The organism is Hydrogenivirga caldilitoris, assembly GCF_003664005.1.
Lineage (GTDB): Bacteria > Aquificota > Aquificia > Aquificales > Aquificaceae > Hydrogenivirga > Hydrogenivirga caldilitoris.
Window position 1 is genome coordinate 1,697,799 of the sequence record NZ_RCCJ01000001.1, and the last position, 17,796, is coordinate 1,715,594.

19 protein-coding genes are annotated in these 17,796 nt (G+C 45.3%); 4 read left to right on the forward strand and 15 right to left on the reverse strand.

Going from position 1 to position 17,796, the window contains the following annotated elements:
* Genes leuC through BCF55_RS09360 form a run of 7 tightly spaced genes read right to left on the reverse strand, consistent with a single transcriptional unit; the run spans position 1 to position 7,556 of the window.
* Entirely contained in the window at positions 1-1,299 is a 1,299-nt protein-coding gene (gene leuC / locus BCF55_RS09330) for a 3-isopropylmalate dehydratase large subunit (protein WP_121013057.1), read from the reverse strand.
* Positions 1,299-3,200 carry an ATP-dependent zinc metalloprotease FtsH gene (ftsH, locus tag BCF55_RS09335; protein ID WP_121013058.1) on the reverse strand — a complete coding sequence of 634 codons (1,902 nt, stop codon included), beginning with the start codon at positions 3,198-3,200 and terminating at the stop codon, positions 1,299-1,301. The genes leuC and ftsH overlap by 1 nt, the downstream gene beginning before the upstream one ends.
* Before the next feature lie 45 nt (positions 3,201-3,245).
* Positions 3,246-4,199, reverse strand: a complete 954-nt coding sequence (tilS, locus tag BCF55_RS09340) for a tRNA lysidine(34) synthetase TilS (RefSeq protein ID WP_121013059.1) — start codon at positions 4,197-4,199, stop codon at positions 3,246-3,248.
* On the reverse strand, positions 4,186-4,809 hold the full coding sequence (locus BCF55_RS09345; protein ID WP_121013060.1) for a tetratricopeptide repeat protein: 624 nt from the start codon (positions 4,807-4,809) through the stop codon (positions 4,186-4,188). Before BCF55_RS09345 ends, tilS begins: the two co-directional genes overlap by 14 nt.
* A 45-nt stretch (positions 4,810-4,854) precedes the next feature.
* The gene (locus BCF55_RS09350; protein WP_121013061.1) at positions 4,855-5,682 is read right to left on the reverse strand and encodes a DNA adenine methylase; all 828 of its coding nucleotides are present in this window, start codon (positions 5,680-5,682) and stop codon (positions 4,855-4,857) included.
* 1 nt (position 5,683) lies between these two features.
* Positions 5,684-6,208 carry a hypothetical protein gene (locus BCF55_RS09355; RefSeq protein WP_121013062.1) on the reverse strand — a complete coding sequence of 175 codons (525 nt, stop codon included), beginning with the start codon at positions 6,206-6,208 and terminating at the stop codon, positions 5,684-5,686.
* 46 nt (positions 6,209-6,254) lie between these two features.
* A complete protein-coding gene (locus tag BCF55_RS09360; RefSeq protein WP_121013063.1) occupies positions 6,255-7,556 on the reverse strand; it encodes a TrpB-like pyridoxal phosphate-dependent enzyme in 1,302 nt (433 codons plus the stop codon).
* A gap of 74 nt (positions 7,557-7,630) precedes the next feature.
* Between BCF55_RS09360 and BCF55_RS09365 the strand changes: the two genes are divergently transcribed.
* The gene (locus BCF55_RS09365) at positions 7,631-8,854 is read left to right on the forward strand and encodes a bifunctional folylpolyglutamate synthase/dihydrofolate synthase (RefSeq protein WP_121013064.1); all 1,224 of its coding nucleotides are present in this window, start codon (positions 7,631-7,633) and stop codon (positions 8,852-8,854) included.
* Positions 8,855-8,867: 13 nt separating this feature from the next.
* On the forward strand, positions 8,868-10,130 hold the full coding sequence (locus BCF55_RS09370) for an EAL and HDOD domain-containing protein (protein WP_121013065.1): 1,263 nt from the start codon (positions 8,868-8,870) through the stop codon (positions 10,128-10,130).
* Here the strand turns inward: BCF55_RS09370 and ccsB are convergent.
* From ccsB to rsmA, 7 genes are all read right to left on the reverse strand, one after another.
* Complete coding sequence (gene ccsB / locus BCF55_RS09375; protein ID WP_121013066.1) at positions 10,120-11,055, reverse strand: c-type cytochrome biogenesis protein CcsB; 936 nt, start codon at positions 11,053-11,055, stop codon at positions 10,120-10,122. The two genes, BCF55_RS09370 and ccsB, sit on opposite strands and share 11 nt — an antisense overlap.
* Positions 11,056-11,067: 12 nt before the next feature.
* Positions 11,068-11,520 carry a 50S ribosomal protein L9 gene (gene rplI / locus BCF55_RS09380; RefSeq protein ID WP_121013067.1) on the reverse strand — a complete coding sequence of 151 codons (453 nt, stop codon included), beginning with the start codon at positions 11,518-11,520 and terminating at the stop codon, positions 11,068-11,070.
* A gap of 18 nt (positions 11,521-11,538) precedes the next feature.
* The gene (gene rpsR / locus BCF55_RS09385; RefSeq protein WP_121013068.1) at positions 11,539-11,760 is read right to left on the reverse strand and encodes a 30S ribosomal protein S18; all 222 of its coding nucleotides are present in this window, start codon (positions 11,758-11,760) and stop codon (positions 11,539-11,541) included.
* 24 nt (positions 11,761-11,784) lie between these two features.
* Complete coding sequence (gene ssb / locus BCF55_RS09390) at positions 11,785-12,234, reverse strand: single-stranded DNA-binding protein (protein ID WP_121013069.1); 450 nt, start codon at positions 12,232-12,234, stop codon at positions 11,785-11,787.
* Positions 12,224-12,565 (reverse strand): 30S ribosomal protein S6, encoded by a 342-nt coding sequence (gene rpsF / locus BCF55_RS09395; protein ID WP_121013070.1) that lies wholly within the window; start codon positions 12,563-12,565, stop codon positions 12,224-12,226. Before rpsF ends, ssb begins: the two co-directional genes overlap by 11 nt.
* A gap of 80 nt (positions 12,566-12,645) precedes the next feature.
* Positions 12,646-13,488, reverse strand: coding sequence for a polyamine aminopropyltransferase (gene speE / locus BCF55_RS09400; protein ID WP_121013071.1), 843 nt, complete (start codon positions 13,486-13,488; stop codon positions 12,646-12,648).
* Positions 13,485-14,246, reverse strand: a complete 762-nt coding sequence (gene rsmA / locus BCF55_RS09405; protein WP_121013072.1) for a 16S rRNA (adenine(1518)-N(6)/adenine(1519)-N(6))-dimethyltransferase RsmA — start codon at positions 14,244-14,246, stop codon at positions 13,485-13,487. The genes speE and rsmA overlap by 4 nt, the downstream gene beginning before the upstream one ends.
* 31 nt (positions 14,247-14,277) lie before the next feature.
* On the opposite strand from rsmA, the gene BCF55_RS09410 reads away from it, so the two are divergent.
* Positions 14,278-15,711 carry an acetyl-CoA carboxylase biotin carboxylase subunit gene (locus BCF55_RS09410; protein ID WP_121013073.1) on the forward strand — a complete coding sequence of 478 codons (1,434 nt, stop codon included), beginning with the start codon at positions 14,278-14,280 and terminating at the stop codon, positions 15,709-15,711.
* Here BCF55_RS09410 and BCF55_RS09415 read toward each other — a convergent pair.
* Positions 15,699-16,469: a fibronectin type III domain-containing protein gene (locus tag BCF55_RS09415; protein WP_147425020.1), complete on the reverse strand. Its 771-nt coding sequence runs from the start codon at positions 16,467-16,469 to the stop codon at positions 15,699-15,701. The genes BCF55_RS09410 and BCF55_RS09415 overlap by 13 nt on opposite strands.
* Before the next feature lie 156 nt (positions 16,470-16,625).
* Here BCF55_RS09415 and BCF55_RS09425 point away from each other — a divergent pair, with 156 nt between their 5' ends.
* On the forward strand, positions 16,626-17,756 hold the full coding sequence (locus tag BCF55_RS09425; protein WP_121013076.1) for a KamA family radical SAM protein: 1,131 nt from the start codon (positions 16,626-16,628) through the stop codon (positions 17,754-17,756).
* The last annotated feature ends 40 nt before the right edge of the window (positions 17,757-17,796 follow it).

Genomic DNA, 17,796 nt, shown 5'->3' on the forward strand with positions numbered 1-17,796 from the left:
TTATACCGCTGCGAACTCTTCTGCCCTAACGAGTTCCTCGGGGTGGGCTATTCTACCCAGCACGGCGCTGGCAGCTACAACTGCGGGATTCGCCAGGTAAGACTCCGATTTGGGATGACCCATCCTGCCTGGGAAGTTCCTGTTAGAACTGGATATACACCTTTCCCCTTCTGCAAGAACACCCATATGCCCGCCCAGACAAGGTCCGCAGGTTGAGGTGGAGACGACGCATCCCGCTTCCATGAATATGTCTATAAGTCCCTCGTGGAGAGCTTGGTGATAAACGTTCTTGGAGGCAGGTATAACTATACATCTTACGTATGGGTGAACCTTTTTCCCCTGTTTCATAGCTGCTTCAAAGACCTTGGCTGCAATTCTCAGGTCTTCAATCCTCCCGTTGGTACATGAACCTATGAACGCCTGGTCTATGCTTATGTGGGTAGATTCGCTCACAGGGTGGACGTTGGAGGGAAGATAGGGCCAGGCAACAAGAGGTTCAATCTTTCCCGCATCCCATTCATATATGGAGTGATACTCCGCATCCGGGTCACTTTCATACACCTTCCACTCTTTTTGGGCACGCTCCTTCACATACTCTATTGTTTTTTCATCGGGGGAGATTATCCCACTCTTTCCACCGGCTTCAATAGCCATGTTGGTTATGGTAAGCCTCTGTTCTACTGATAGCTCTCTTATAGCTTCTCCTTCAAACTCCATAGCCCTGTAGAGAGCTCCATCCACACCTATCTCGCCTATAGTGTGAAGAATAAGATCCTTACCCATAACCCAAGGCTTGAGTTTTCCGTAAAAGATAAATTTCATGCTTTCAGGGACCCTGAGCCATATTTCACCGGTAGCCATAGCGTACGCTATGTCTGTAGAACCCACTCCTGTAGCGAAGGCACCTATCCCACCGTAGGTGCAGGTATGGGAGTCAGCCCCGACAACCAGATCCCCTGGTACGACTATTCCGCGCTCGGGGAGGATAGTATGTTCTATGCCCTCTCCCTCTTCAAAGAAGTACTTTATTCCGTGTTTCCTTGCAAAGTCTCTCACTATCTTTGCCTGCTCTGCGGACTTTATATCCTTTGCAGGCACGAAATGAGAGAGGACGAGGGCTATTTTGTTGGGGTCAAAGACCCTGTCAATTCCATGCTTTTCAAGGGTTTTAATGGCAAGGGGGGCTGTAACGTCGTTGGCCATAGCCAGGTCAATTTTTGCTGTTATGAGGTCTCCAGCTCTGACCTCTTTCTTGCCTGCATGTGCGGCAAGTATTTTCTCCGTGATCGTCATTCCCATCAGACAACCTCCTTCTCTTCTTTTTTAGCCTCTTCTTCTGCTGCAACCTCAAAGGTCTTGTGCTCTTCCTGTTTACACTTGGTCTTAACCTCAACCCCGTATAGCTTCAAGACCTCAACAAATTCTTCGCAGGATATGGACTCCTTCTCCAAAAGCTTTTTTACAACAGCCTTTAGAGGCTCTTTGTGGGCTTCTATGGTAGCTTTTGCGGTTTCGTAAGCTGAGGCGAGTATCTTCTTCACCTCCTCATCAATCTCCCTTAGGAGCTCTGGACTTGTATCTATACTGTTGGTTACTCCTCCCAGGAAGGGGTTGTTCACCCTTTTTATAGCTATGGGACCAACCTTTTCGCTCATTCCCCACATGGACACCATCTTGTAGGCAAGCTCTGTTGCCCTTTGGAGGTCGTTCTCCGCACCCGTGGTTATTCCGTCCTTGCCGTAAAAGACTTCTTCCGCTGCCCTTCCACCCATCATTATCAAGATCCTATTGAACAGGTTCTTCCTGTCGTATATGTGTTTGTCATCTATTGGCAGTTGCTGGGTTACACCGAGAGCCATACCTCTTGGAATTATTGAGACCTTGTGAACAGGGTCGGAGTCCTCCGTCATGAAACCCATAAGGGCGTGCCCGGCTTCATGGTAGGCTATCTTTTCCTTCTCTTTGGGAGAGATAACCATTCCCTTCCTCTCAAGCCCCATTGTTATGCGGTCTATTGCCTCTTCTATCTCTTCCATTGATATGTGTTCTCTTCCTTTCCTCGCAGCCAGAAGAGCTGCCTCATTCAGGAGGTTCTCAAGGTCTGCACCGTTGAAGCCGGGTGTTGCTCTTGCAACAAGTTCAAGGTCAACGTCTGGTGCGAGCTTCTTGTTCCTTGCATGTACTTTTAATATTTCGTACCTTCCCTTAACATCTGGCTTGGGTATGAATATCTGCCTATCAAACCTGCCAGGTCTCAAAAGGGCTGGGTCAAGGATATCGGGTCTGTTGGTAGCCGCTATAACTATAATGCCCTCTGAGGTATCAAAGCCGTCCATCTCAACCAGGAGCTGGTTCAGGGTTTGCTCTCTTTCATCGTGTCCGCCACCCAGGTTAAGGGCGCCTCTTGTCCTGCCAACAGCGTCAATCTCATCTATGAAGACTATGCACGGGGCGTGCTTTTTTGCAGTTTCAAAAAGGTCTCTGACTCTTGCAGCACCAACGCCGACAAACATCTCCACGAAGTCTGAGCCTGAGATAGATATAAAGGGAACGTGAGCTTCACCTGCTATGGCTTTTGCCAAGAGGGTCTTACCAACACCTGGCTCTCCATAGAGCAGAACTCCTTTTGGAGGTCTTCCTCCAAGCTTCTGAAACTTGAGTGGGTCTTTCAGATACTCAATTATCTCTTTTACCTCGTCCTTTACCTCATCTATGCCTGCTACATCTCCAAAGGTCACCTTTGGCTTCTCTTCTATATAAACCTTTGCTCTGCTCTTTCCAAAAGAGAAGGCTCTCCCCGGTCCATTCGCTCCTCCGCCACCGCTCATCTGTCTCATTAGAGCTATCCATATACCTATGAAGAGGAGTATAGGGAGCCAGGATATGAACAGATTTAAAAGCCAGCCGCTGCCGGTGTCTCCAGACTCTACCTCAACCCTTACGCCTTTCTTTACAAACTCATCAACCACGGTAGAGCCTGGGGGTATGGCAGTTTCTATCCTCTGTCCATCCTTCGTGGTGGCTATTATCGTTCTCCCCTTAACCTGGACCTGCTGAACCTTCCCTTCGTCAACAAGCTGGACAAGACTGTTTAAGGGGACTTTTGTTGCAAGCTCGTGCCTCTGCTCAAATATGTTAAAGGCAACTATGGTGGCGCCTATTATGAGTATCCAAACAAAAAAGCTCTTGAACATCTGCACCTTTCTTCCTCCTTACGTGCGTCCGTAGATTTAGAAGATAGGCTTTTAGAGGCTCTTTTTCAAGCAAAGGAAGGCACCTTTCCTCACTACCTTAACACCTTCACCCAAGGATACTTCACCTCCTTTGCTCAGAAGGTTCCTAACCTGCTCCACCTTGGAGAAGTTTCTTATACCGGTAAACTCCCTTATAGCCCTTCTTTGAAGGGAAACGTGTGCCTGTGTTAATACCTTAACCTCAAGGCAATCTTCGTTTCTTGCCCTATAAAGGAGTTCCCTGGATAATCTTTTAAGTAGTTCTTCCTCATCTTTGAGGATGTTCCTTGTTCTCAGAAAAGTCTCTTCCAGGTTCGGATTTATACTCTTCAATACAGGGATAACTTCCATCCTTATCCTGTTTCTGAAGAACCTTGGGTCCCTGTTGCTCGTGTCTTCCACCCACCTTAGATTCCTCACCTTGGCGTAAGAGAGTATCTCTTCCTTTTTCACTTTATACATAGGTCTGACTATATCTCCCTCTTTCGGTTCAAAGCCCAAAAGCCCCTCAACCCCGGCTCCTCTGGAGAGCCATATTAAGGCTGTTTCAACCAGGTCGTTCAAGTGGTGGGCTGTGGCTATGAGGTCAAAACCCTCTCTATCCTTTATGGACCTTAAGAAGCGATATCTGAGCTCTCTTGCAACCTCTTCAAGATTTCTCTTGCTACTTCGGGCAACCTCTCCTACATTCTCGCTCCCTACGAATATTTCAAGCTTTCTTTCCTCAGCAAACCCTCTACAGAACTCCTCCTCCCTGTCTGCCTCCACCCTCAGCTTGTGGTTGAAGTGGGCTAAAGAGAGCCTTTTGAACCCGAAAAAGTCCTTAAGTTCAAGTAGGGCATCCGTAAGGGAAACTGAGTCAACTCCCCCGGAGAAAGCCACCAGGACTGAGCTTTGATGGGGTATCAGCCTTTCCTCTTTCTGGAGTCTTATAACCTTTCTGAGGAGCTTGCTAACTTCTTTCATCTTTCAGCTTCTCTGTTAATCTCTTGCTCACCTCATCGTAGTAAGGGTACGTTATACCCTCTTCTTTTATTCTCTCCACAAGCTCAAGGGCTTCTTTAACTTTTCCTTCCCTTTCCAATAGGTACACATAAACCTCAAAGGCGTTTATCTGAGGAAGCTGACCTCCAGAGCGTTCTGCAAGGGCATCCTTGTACTCCGGAAACAGCTCTATATCTTTCTCGCAGTAGACTTTCATCTTATCAAAGTCTTTGAGTTTCTGAGCCAGGAGAACAAGGTCATTGAGTATAAAGTGCTCCTCAAGGGGAGTTCCTTCCATTTTAATGGCTTCGTTGTAAAGCCACTCGGCAGTTTCATAGTCTCCTTCCAACAGTGCAGTTTGTGCTATAGAGGCGAGAAAGGTTCTCTTAGTGTATAAGGGTTTTCCTACTTCGCCGCTGTCAAAGTGTTTTGCCTTGTAAGGAAAGTTGAGATTTTTGATGACTTTTATAGAGTAGTATTTCTTTACTCTCTTCTGGTACTTTGGGTCCAGGTTTTCATACCATTCCCAAAGGTCTAAGGCTTTCAGTAAACCTCCTTTCTCCCGGAATATCTGAAAAACCTTCCCTATCATATCAAGCGCTTAGTATAAGCTTTTACACCTGATTTTCAAGGAGCTTCAGAAGTTCCTTATAAGCAATTCTATCTTATCCCTTTTCCTACCTTCTCCTTTGCAGTTTATAGCCCTGCCTGCTTCTATCTCTTCTATCTGGTAGCCTTTGTAGAGCTTCTTTACAAACTCTGTGTTTGAGTTAGAGAGCATAACGTAACACCCTTTCTTGTCCAACTCCCTGAAGACTTTGGACAATTCTATCTGATCCTCCTCCGTAAAGTCATAACGGTTGTACTTGGTGAAGGAGGCTGTTTTAGAAAGGGGGTGATAGGGCGGGTCAAGGTAGACAAAATCCCCCTTCTTTGCCAGCTCGCAGGTATCCTTGTAATCCTGACATAGGATCTGTACGTGTGAGGAGTTTAAGAACTCTGAAACCGCTCTTAGGTTTTCCTCGTCGCATATCTTAGGGTTTTTGTATTTTCCAAAGGGAACGTTAAATTCACCCTTGGAGTTCTCCCTGTAGAGCCCGTTGTAGCAGGTCTTATTCAGGTATATAAACCGACTTGCCCTTTCCACAGGTGAGAGTTTTTCAGGGTTTTGAGCACGAACTTTGTAGAAGTAACTCTCCTCGTTCCTGTGTTTCTTGAGACTCTCTATAAGCTCATCTACGTTGTCTCTGATAACCCTATAAGCGTTTATTAGCTCGTAATTTATATCGGAAATGATACCCCTCTCAGGCATAAGCTCAAACAGTAGCGCACCACCGCCAACCATAGGCTCAATGTATGTATTGAATGTCTTGGGCACATTTGCTATTAGAACTCTCAGGAGTTGCCTTTTACCGCCTGCCCACTTCACGAAGGGTTTTGGTTTTTGAGCTACCTTAAACAGCATCTTACCTTCCTCTATGTGTCGCTATGCTCACTATGTTAAATATATCTTCACCTTCCTCAAGGGCTTTTAGTAGTTTTTCAAACATATAGGCATCGTCCCTGTTTGTCTTTTCTTGGGTCATTAGGAGTTCTGCAATAAATATGAGGAACTTCACTGAGTATTCTCCTTTCTCACTCAATTCTGCATACTTGTTAAGCTCTTCTCTATATGTTTTTTCAAGGTGGTTTACGCCTGTCCTTAACTTCCTATCTTCTTCAGACTTTATTGGTTTTATATCTTTCCATCGCCCCAATAAAAAACTTATAAGTTCTCTCGTCTTTTCAGGGTTTGCCTGCATCTTCATGAGTATATCAACCGCCCAGTGTATGTGTTTTGGGGTTCTTATCCTTGACCACCCACCGTTATGGTTTTTCTGACGATACTTTATGAGTATGTCATACTCACTCAGAGAACCTTCATAAACTCCCACTATATACTGACCATCTATTTCAAAAACATTTATGAGCTTGTGCCCTTTCAGTTTCATGCATTCAGGGAATCTCCCTCTGTGACAATCCCGAATGGGCATATCCTTAACTATCCTCTAGCTCTCCCCTCAGATACTTGTCGTAAGCTGAGAGGTCAAAGTATCCATGTCCTGAGAGGTTAAAAAGTATGACCTTTTCCTCGCCCGTTTCCTTGCACCTGATAGCCTCATCTATAGCCGCCTTTATAGCGTGGGAGGATTCTGGGGCAGGAATTATCCCCTCTGTCCTCGCAAAGGTGACTGCAGCCTCAAAAACTTCCGTTTGCTTATAAGCCACCGCATCTATGTATCCAAGGTCGTAAAGTTTGCATACTAAGGGAGCGTCTCCATGGTATCTCAAGCCTCCTGCGTGTATGGGCGGGGGAACGAAATCGTGCCCGAGTGTATACATCTTTATGAGGGGTGTAAGACCAACCGTATCACCGAAGTCGTATCTATACTCACCTTTCGTAAGGGTGGGGCAGGCTTGGGGCTCCACTGCGAGAACCTTCAGGTTGGGTTTATCCCCCCTTAATTTATCTGCCAGAAATGGGAAGGACAACCCGGCAAAGTTTGAACCTCCGCCCACGGCACCTATCACAACGTCAGGATAAAACCCAGCTTCCTCCATCTGTCTCTTGGCTTCCAAGCCTATAACTGTCTGATGAAGGAGGACGTGGTTCAGGACACTTCCGAGGGAATACTTTGTGTCATCTCTCGTTGCTGCCTCCTCTATAGCTTCGCTTATAGCTATTCCCAGACTTCCCGGATGCTCAGGGTCTTTTTCGTAAAACTGCTTACCAGCGTTAGTGTAAGGGCTTGGTGAGGGTATAACTTCTCCCTTCCAAGTTTCCATCAGTACCCTTCTGTAAGGTTTCTGGTTGTAGCTTACCCTGACCATGTACACCCTGCACTCTATACCGAAAAACTGGGTAGCGAAGGAAAGAGCGCTTCCCCATTGACCAGCACCTGTTTCAGTTGTGAGCCTTTTAACGCCAGAAATTTTATTGTAATAAGCCTGGGCAACCGCAGTATTGGGCTTGTGAGAGCCAGGAGGTGAGACGCTCTCGTTTTTGTAGAATATTTTGGCTGGCGTTCCAAGAAATTCCTCAAGGTTCTTTGCCCTATGAAGGGGAGTGGGTCTCCATAGGGAAAGTATGTCCAGAACTTCCTCGGGGATATCTATCCACTCCTGGTCTGAGACCTCTTGCATAACAAGTGGTTCAGGGAATATAACCAGAAGCTTTTCCGGAGACACGGGCTCTTTCGTTTCCGGATCAAGGGGCGGTTCAAGGGGTTCTGGCAACAAAGGTGCTATGTTCAGCCATTTCCTGGGTATCTCTCCTTCAGGAAGCAGGAATTTTCTCACCTTTAGCCCTCCTTTAGGGTTTAATTGCAATTTTAACTTGAAAAGGGCATGTCGTGTCTTAATTTTCCTTATTCATGAAGCTATGGGACCTGTATAAAGGGAGAGATTACAAGATAGAACCCACTTTAAACAGGATAAGGGAAGCTGTTAACTACGTTGGGGAACCCCACAGAAGCTATCCCAGTATCCTTATAGGAGGAACAAACGGAAAAGGGTCTTCCTGCGCCTTTTTAGAGCGCATACTCAGGGAACATGGTTTTAAAACTGGTTGGTTTGTTTCACCTCACCTCGTTTATGAAAACGAAAGATGGAGGGTAAAGGGGACACCCATGGAGGATTCAACGCTTGAAGGCTATGTAAGTGAGCTAAAAGGTGTGTTTGAGAGGTTTAACCTTACCTACTTTGAGGCTGCCACACTTATAGCTCTGCTCTACTTTAAAGATTCAGAAGTTGATGTGGCTGTACTTGAGGTTGGTATGGGCGGGAGATGGGACGCCACGAAGGTGAGTGAGCCTATTCTTGCAGGCATAACGAATGTTGAAAGAGACCACACAAAATGGCTGGGTAGAAATATTGAGGAGATAGCGAGAGATAAGCTCCACCTTTATATGGAGGGGAAGCCTTTCGTTATAGGGAGTTCCCGCTATCCCCTTTATCCTGTGGCTGTTGAGATGGGTATAAGGAACATGGTGGTTGCAGGGCAAGATTACCTATACAGAGGGGAGTTAAAAGCTGGGTTGAGCTTCTTGTCATGGTATGAATTCAACGGTTTTGAGCTCAAGGACGCTGAACTTGGTTTGCTTGGCAAGTGGCAAATTGATAACGCCTCCTTTGCGTTGACCTTGGGCAGTCTATTTACAGAACTTGAAGAGGAGGTCACAAAGAAGGCTCTGAAGCTGACAAGATGGGAAGGTAGGATGGAGGTTATTAGATATAAACCTCTACTCATACTTGACGGCTCTCACAATCCTTACGCCGTAAATAAGGTTGTAAAGGAGGTCAAAAGACTCTTTCCGTCTATAAAGTTCCTCTTCACAGGGCTTTTTGAAAAGGACTGGGCGCTATCAATGGAGGTTATACGCAGATATGCGGACTCCATATACCTTGTTCAAGTGAGCCATTACAGAGGTGAGCCAGTGTCAAATCTTTACAAGAAGGCCGTTGAGCTAGAGTTTAAGGAGATTGTAGTCTTGAGCTCTCCTTCGGAGGTTTTGAAAATAGAGGAAGACCTATGTGCTCTAGGTTCCCTTTACCTGATAGGTGAAATTAAAGAAGCTTTTGCAAATGCCGTTATATAAAATAGGTTCTACCATGTATGTGCTTTTTAAGCAGCCGATCTTTGACAGAGAGGGGAACATCGCCTTCTATGAGGTTATGCTCAAAGACATTAAGACCAAGGAGTTTCCAAAAGACCTTGACCCGCTCAAAGCAACCTCAATAACGATAAATATAGTTACTGATGTAGGTCCGGATAAGATAGGAAACGGCAAGCCTGTCTTTATAAACGTACCATCCCTTTTCTTGGAAGCTACCATGTTTGAACTCTTATCTCCTGAGTTTGTTGGTATAGAGCTTGTTGATAACAGGGACATAACCAACGAGCTTCTAAAAGCGGTTAACGAGCTCGTGGATAAAGGGTTTGTGTTCTGTATAGATGATTTTGGTTTTGAAAAGGTAAACTACCTGCCCCTTTTGAACAAGTGCCACATGGTAAAGATAAACTGGAAGGAGCTCGTTTATAGCAAGGAAGAGCTTGCAGAGGTTATGGGGATTCTCAAAGAGTTGAAGAAGGGGATAATCGCAAAGCATATAGAGACGGAAGAGGACTACGATAGAGCAAAAAAGGCAGGTGTTGATTACTTCCAGGGGTTCTATCTTGCAAAACCCATACCGATAAGGGACATAAGAAGTCTTTATTTTATGAAAGGAACGGTGATAAAGTTATACGAGGCGCTAAAGAACAGAGACCTGAAGAGGGTTGCACAGGTTATAGAACAGGATGTGGGGGCAACTTACAGACTCCTCAGATTTGTTAAGTCCCTGTACAGGGAGAGAGCTCACGATATAAACTCCGTTGAGGACGCTATATCCTTTCTTAGCCTTAACAATGTTGCTAACTTTACCCTTGCCCTTGCCATAACTGAGCTATTTGCGGCTCACGAAGAGGAAGAGCTTATAAAGAGGTCCCTTCTGAGGGCAAGTCTATCCGAGGAACTTGCAAAGCTTTACGCTCCGGGACTTGAAGAGAAAGCCTATATAACGGGTCTATTCTCCCTCACCGATGAACTTATGGGAGAGCACCCTCAGGATATAGCCAAAGAGCTTGAGCTTGATGAGGATATAATAGAAGCTTACGAGAGCAGATATAACGAACTCGGTTTGATACTTTCCCTTGTTGAGCTCCTTGAGGAGGATATGGACAACGACGGTATAACAGAAAAGGTCGCAAACATACTCAAGATTCCAAAGGAGAAGGTTGTAAAAGCTATACAAAATGCGAAGAAGATAACGAAGGAGATCACTTCAACCGGCAAACCCAGTCGTAAGGGGAAGCGGAAGGGAACTACTCGGTAGCGTAACTGTGTAGCCCAGGGAAGTAAAGATTTATAGCGAAGAAGCATATAAGTACCGTTATGAAACCGAACACGACCATCCAGGCTACACGCTTTCCCTTCCATCCCATAAGCTGTCTTGCATGGAGATAAGCACCAAAGAATAGCCACACTATAAGAGACCAGACCTCCTTTGGGTCCCAGCTCCAATATCCCCCCCAGGCTTCGTTAGCCCAGGCAGCCCCAAGTATTATTGAAGCTGTCCATACCGGGAAAACTATAGCTATGGATTTATAGGTTATCTCGTCAAGAACCTCTTTGGAAGGTAGGTACCTCTTAGCCCAGCTGTTGTCTCTGAAGCGTTCTTTGATAAGGTATGCGACCGCACCCCCAAAAGCCACCGTAAATCCTGCATAACCTATAAAGGCGGTAACAACGTGAATGTACAACCAGTAGCTCCTGAGTGCAGGCATAAGGGGCTGTATCTGGGAAGAGGCTTTAAAGACAGCGTAAGCTGAGGTGAAGAATATAAGAGGTGTTACGAAAGCCCCTATAAGCCTGAAACCGTACTTCCTCTCTATGAGAAGATATATAGAACCCGCCACGAAGCTCCAGAAGGTCAGAGCTTCAAAAAGGTTACTCCAGGGAGGATGAAATACACCCATCTGGTAGCTCTCTATAGACCTTCTGAGCATACCGCTGAGGTTAAACAGGAGTCCCAGGAAAAGTATGCTCGTTGCAGCCCTGCCCAGAATGGTTTCCCTTATAAGCAGATAGGATAGGTAAAGGAGGGAAGCAAGCCCGTAAGATAACATCGCGGACTTGTACCAGAAGGTGTTTTCATAGGGAAGCAGTGAGAGGAAACCAGCTGTAAGCAATCCCCCGAAAACGAGCAGGAGGTCTATGGGTAAACTCAACCTTTTCTTTTCTACAACAACCTCTTTCATAGCTCAAATAATTTAAGACGTCTCCTCGGGTTTGACATCAAGTTTTATCTCAACAGACACATCCCTGTGAGGGCGAACCGTTATAGTGTAAACGCCAACCTGCTTTATTGCGTGGGGGAATATAACGCTCTTCCTGTCAACCTCTATCCCTTTTTCTTTAAGTGCGGTTACCACATCTGTTGCTGTTACAGAACCAAAGAGCTTACCAGCCTCACCCACGGGCTTTTTAACCTCAATTACAACACCTTCCAGCTTTTTAGCAAGCTCCTGTGCCTTCTTCTTCTCCCTCTCCAGCTTCCTTCTCTTCTGCTTTAGAACTTCCTGTATGTGCCTTACGTTCCCCTTGGTCGCTGGAACTGCAAGACCTCTTGGTATGAGGTAGTTGTTGGCAAAACCCTCCTTAACACTGACTATATCTCCAAAGAATCCGTATCCAGGAAGGTCCTTCGTAAGTATCACCTTCATATCTCTTCCTCCTATAGCTTAGACTACGACGTAAGGCAGAAGCGCCAACTGGCGTGCCCTCTTTATCTGAAGGGCAAGCTTCTTTTGATGTTTGTTGCACAGGTTAGTTTGCCTCCTTGCCTTTATCCTCGCCCTTTCTGTCATAAACTGCCTGAGCTCTTCATAGTTTTTGTAGTCAGGCTCCTTGTTATTCTCACAAAAGTAACAGGTCTTTCTCTTTGCTGGTCTTTTAATAGCCATCTTCAATCCTCCTGAATAAGTAGTTTAAAAAGGTATTTCATCGTCTTCATCAAAGGGTTGTTCTTTCTCTCCAAGCTCCTTTAACTCCTCTTCAAGCTTTTCAACCTCTGAGTCCTTATCAATGATTTCCTCCTCTTCAATCTCCTCTATCTTAGGTTTCCTAATGATCTTTACCGATTCCGCAACTACCCTGATTCTGCTGTAATTCTTTCCGTCTTGTCCGGTCCATCTGTCCTGGGTTAGCCTGCCCTCTACGACAACTTGATATCCTTTTGAAAGCCTTTCCGCAAGGTCTTCAGCCAGCTTCCCGTAAGCTTTTATGTCAAAGAAGTGGCTCTCCTCTTTCCATTCATCACCGGTTCTGTACCTTCTGTTCCATACTATTCCAAATTCCGTTATCGGCGTTCCGGAAGGCAGATATCTTATAACAGGGTCACTGGTAAGCCTTCCTATTAGGAGTACCTTATTTAGCACTTTTAATAACCTCGCTCTCCTTTATCTGGAAATTGAGCCACCTTATAACATCCTCGTTTATCTTGAGTTGGAAATCAAGCTCGTTGGGTAGCTGGGAATTATCAGTCCTGTACTGAATGAGAAAGTACCTGCCGTGGTTGAAGTTATCAACCCTGTAAGCCAGGGTCTTTGTTCCCCAGTCCTGGAAGTGAAGGACCTCGCCACCCTTTGATTCAATGAACTTTTTTATGCTCTCAGCCTTCTGCTTCACCTCTTCTTCTGTAAAGGTCGGCTTGAGGACAAAAACCGTTTCGTAAAATCTTACCGTTTTGTAGTGCCTGTTCTTTGGCATCTCTCACCTCCTGGTCTGTTTGGTCCCCTCCTGTAATCGGAGGAGGGAACGAGGCATGTAGCCAATTTTACCACAAATTCTCAGTACTTATACTCTCCCTCCATTATCCTCCTGTAAAAGCTTTCCGGAAGAAAGGCGTGTCTGTGCATGTCTGCTGAGTATATCTTCGTTTCAGCCTTCACTTCCCTTGCAGGTTCACGAACAGGGTATTTCTTTGAAGCAATGGAAAAGGTCCACCAGTACCCAGCGTATATCGGAATGACGGAAGTGTATAGGTCAACCACAGGGAATACCTTTTTGAGAGCCTTCTGAATTCTTGCAACTATATCAAGGTGGTAGTGGATAGACTCAGTCTGAGCTGCGTATATACCATCCTCCTTTAAAGCTCTATAAACAAATTTAAAGAAGTCTTCCGTTGTGAGAACATGGGCAAAGCCAACAGGGTCTGTTGAATCAATTATTATCACATCAAACTCACCTTCGTAGTCCTGTATGTACCTGTAACCATCCTCGTTCACGACTATAGCCCTTGGGTCTTCAAAGGAGCAAGACATGGTGGGAAAGTACTTCTTGGATACCTCTATTACTTCTTTATCTATGTCAACTAGGACAGCCCTTTTAACGCTTTCATGTTTGAGAACTTCTCTAAGCGTCCCTCCGTCTCCGCCCCCAATTATAAGGACGTCCTCAGGGTTTGGATGGGCGTACATAGGAATATGAGCAAGGTATTCGTGGTACATGAATTCATACTTCTCATCAACCTGTACCACACCATCAAGGACGAGGAGTTTCCCAAATTCTGGAGATTCAAGAACCATTATCTCCTGGTACTCACTCTTGCCTTCATAGAGAACCTTGCTCACTGGGTAGCAGTGTCTTATAGGTGCGTATGGGTCCCTCTCAATAAAAAAGACGTCTCTCATCCTATCTTTCTCCTCTTCTGGCTTGTGTTAAAAACATTATACAGCCTAAGGAAATCCTCGGTAGTCAATTGCTCAACCCTGAGGCTTGGGTCTATTCCTGCTTCAGTGAGTGTATCTTCCGGTAACTTCTTTTTAAGCATCTTTCTCCTCATAGAAAAGATGGAGGTGAGAAACTTCTTGTAATTTTCCAGGTTGAGTTCAGGAGGGTTCTCCTTCCTGATGAGTTTTATAACTCCAGAGTCTACCTTTGGGGGAGGGATAAAGAACCTGGGAGGGACACTCATCAGGTACTCAACTTCATAGTAAGTGTTTAAGAATACTGTGAGCCAGCCTATTTCGCCCTTTCCACACAGCTTTAAGGCTACTTCCTTCTGGAGCATAAACACACCCAAGGATATGCACCTGTAATGCTTCACCACGTTCTCAACTATTAGAGAACCGACGTTGTATGGAAGGTTCCCTGTAATCTTAACCTCCTCTCCCAGAGAACAGAAGTCAAAACTGCTCGCATCCGCCTCTATAACCTCTAACCGATTGTCTTCAATACTCATGAGCCTCTTTACCATTTCAGGGTCAAGCTCAAGGACGTAAAGCCTGTTTATGGGATACTCAAGGAGAGCCCTTGTCAGATTTCCCGTTCCGCCCCCGATCTCAACGACCGTGTCTCCTTCTTCAAGGTTAAGGCTTTGGGCTATCTTCTTCAAGACCCCTGGAGAGACCAAGAGATGCTGACCGTAGGATTTTTTAAGTCCTCCCATCTGATAACAAGATAGCCTTATAATTACTGAGATGTTCAAGAAGGTTCTTATAGCGAACAGAGGAGAGGTTGCCCTAAGGATCATAAGGGCATGCAAGGAGCTTGGTATAAAAACCGTTGCGATATACTCAGAGGCTGATGTCCGTTCCCTCTATGTTAAAAAGGCTGATGAGGCTTATCTTATCCCGGGAGACCCAATAAGAGCATACCTTGACTATGTGAGGATAGTTGACCTTGCCCGTCAAGTGGGAGCGGAAGCTATACATCCTGGTTACGGCTTCCTGGCGGAAAATGCCGACTTTGCAAGATACTGTCAGAGGAGGGGTATAACCTTTATAGGACCCACACCAGAACAGATAGATACCTTTGGAGATAAGGTTAAAGCTAAGAAGGTTATGGAGGAGGCAGGTCTTCCCACTGTCCCCGGTATACCTGAACCTGTCACTGAAGTTGAGGACGCTTTGAAATTTGCTAGGGAGATAGGATTTCCGGTTATGTTGAAAGCCGCATACGGTGGTGGTGGTAGGGGTATGAGGGTTGTCCACTCCGAAGAGGAGCTAAGGACAGCCTTTGAGTCTGCCTATAGAGAGGCTGAGACCTTCTTCGGCAAAGGCGATATATTCATAGAGAGGTACCTGGACAACCCAAAGCATATAGAGGTTCAGGTTCTTGGGGACAAGTACGGAAACATAATCCATCTCGGAGAGAGAGACTGTTCAATACAGAGAAGACACCAGAAACTTATAGAGATAGCGCCCTCACCGGCTCTACCCAGAGACCTTAGGATGAAGATACTCGGGAACGCTGTGAGAGCTCTGATGAGAGTGGGTTATGAGAACGCTGGTACACTTGAATTCCTTGTGGACGTGAGAACGGGAGAGTACTACTTCATAGAGATGAACACAAGACTTCAAGTTGAACACACTATAACGGAAGCCATAACCGGTGTGGACATAGTTGAAACCATGATAAAGATAGCTGCCGGTGAACCTCTGCCGTTTCTTCAGAGCGATGTGACCTACAGAGGTTACGCTATAGAATTCAGGATAAACGCCGAAGACCCTAAAAAGGGTTTTGCTCCCTCTCCTGGAAAGATAACAGCCTATTACTCACCGGGTGGACCAGGTGTGAGGATAGATGCCGGTGTTTATAAGGACTACATAATCCCCCCTTACTACGATTCCATGATTGCTAAGATGACCGTATGGGCTCTTACATGGGAAAAGGTTGTTGCAAGGGCAAGAAGGGCTATAGATGAGTTTATAGTTCGTGGAGTACCTACAAACATACCTCTTTACAGAGAAATCATCAGGGACCCAGATTTCCTTAGGGGAGATTTCGGCGTTAAGTTCCTTGAGGAAAAGATACAGAAGGGCGAGTACGACTTCGCCATAGAGGGGGAGGTAGACAGGGAAGACATAGTCCTTGCCATATCAGCCGCTATAGCAGCTCATTACGGGCTGTAAACAACAACTGCAGGCTCGCTTTCAACACCAAACTCATTTACAGCACGGACCTCATAAAGGGTCCTCCTTTTGGGCAACTTATCTACGAATAAGTTCTGAACTGTCGGTACAGGAGTAATGAGTTCTCCATTCCTGTAGACCACAAACCTGACTTCCTCTTCCTTTGACCACCAGTATATGTAAAGGTTCCCCCCTTTTACTATAAGCTTTAACCCTTCAGGTTTTTGAGGTTTTGGGGGTTCCTTTGCCGGCACCTCAACTACAAGGGGATAGGTTTCAGCCCCATCCAAGACTTTAGTTATGGCAACCCTGTACGTTCTGTATTTCCTTTTGAACTCAAGCCTATTACCTCTTATATCAGTTATGACCTTAGGTACTATCTCTCCGTTATAGGGGTATACTTTGTAAAACCCCTCTCGGTCAAGAGTCACAACAACGCTCTCCTCCAAGACCTTTACGCTACCCGTGATTTTATCCGTAGGTGCTTCCTGCACACAGGACAACTCTTCTTTCCCCTTCGTATGCTTGACCTTAAAGCAGAAATGCATAGGTTCTTTTCTTAGAAAATAAGAGCCCTTTCTCTGGAATCCTTCAGGGATTACCTCGTTGCTACTGGGGATAATATAGACGGTTTCGCCTATCCTGAGCATCGTATATTCAGGCTTTGGAAGGGGTTTAACGTCAGATTTTATGCCGCAAGAGTACAGTAAAAGTAGATTTAAAACAAGAAAACTACATTTTAAAAAAAATCTATTCATGTTCAAATTAAATTATAAAACCTTTTATATTCAAGATATTAAACTCTGGCTCACAGGGGTTGACATATCTGATGAATTTTTTAAAATAAAACACCCCAAAGAGCAGGCTCTATGAGGGGCAGCTTCATCTTGTTCAGAAATTAGGAGGTGGGTAGTATGAATAAAAAGGTTAAGTATATAATAAAACTTGAATCAATCCCTGAACTTAAGGAGCAAGAGAAGAAGGAGCTTGCAAAAGTTACATCAAAATTCGCATTTAGAACAAACGATTATTACAACTCCCTTATAAATTGGGAGGACCCTGAAGACCCTATAAGAAGGATAGTTATTCCGACTACGGAGGAGCTTGATGTATGGGGCAGGCTGGATGCCTCCAACGAAAGCAAGTACATGAAGGTTCACGGACTTGAACATAAGTATCCAGATACAGCTCTTCTCCTTGTTACAGACGTCTGCGGAATATACTGCAGGTTTTGCTTTAGAAAGAGGCTCTTTATGAATGACAATGACGAGGTGGCAAGGGACGTCTCTGAAGGTATTGAGTACATAAGGAATCATCCGGAAATAAACAATGTCCTCCTTACAGGAGGAGACCCACTGGTTCTGGCAACCTTTAAGTTAGAAAAGACACTTAAATCCCTGGCAGATATACCTCATGTGAGGATAGTGAGGATAGGGTCAAAGATGCTCGCTGCCAATCCTTTCAGAGTGCTTAACGATTCTTCACTCTTGAAGCTCTTTGAATGGTTCAATACCGAAACCGGAAAGAAACTTTACCTGATGAACCACTTCAATCATCCCAGAGAACTTACCAGGGAAGCTAAGGAAGCCGTTAGTCTAATTCAGAAAACCGGAACTACCCTTACAAACCAGACACCCATACTTAGGGGGATAAACGACGCTCCAGAGGTTTTAAGAGACTTACTGGAAGAACTTTCTTTTATTGGGGTACCGCCCTACTACGTATTTCAGTGCAGACCTACCGCGGGGAACAAGACATACTCAACCAAGATAGAAGAGACTATAGATCTCGTTGAAACTGTCAGGGCTAAGGTTTCTGGTCTTGCGGCAAGGGTAAGATATGTGATGTCTCATGAAACGGGCAAGATAGAGATATTGGGTAAAACGGAGGAGTTTGTCTTCTTCAGGTATCACAGGTCCGCCGACCCTGAAAATGCCGGAAGGTTCCTGATTTTCAGAAGAAATCCGGAGGCTTACTGGTTTGACGACTACACAGAGCTTGTAGACGAGTATAAGGCTGAACTTGAGGAAGAATATTCCTTCTGAGAAAACCTGGGTCCTGTTAAATAATTTGTAGTTGAAATCA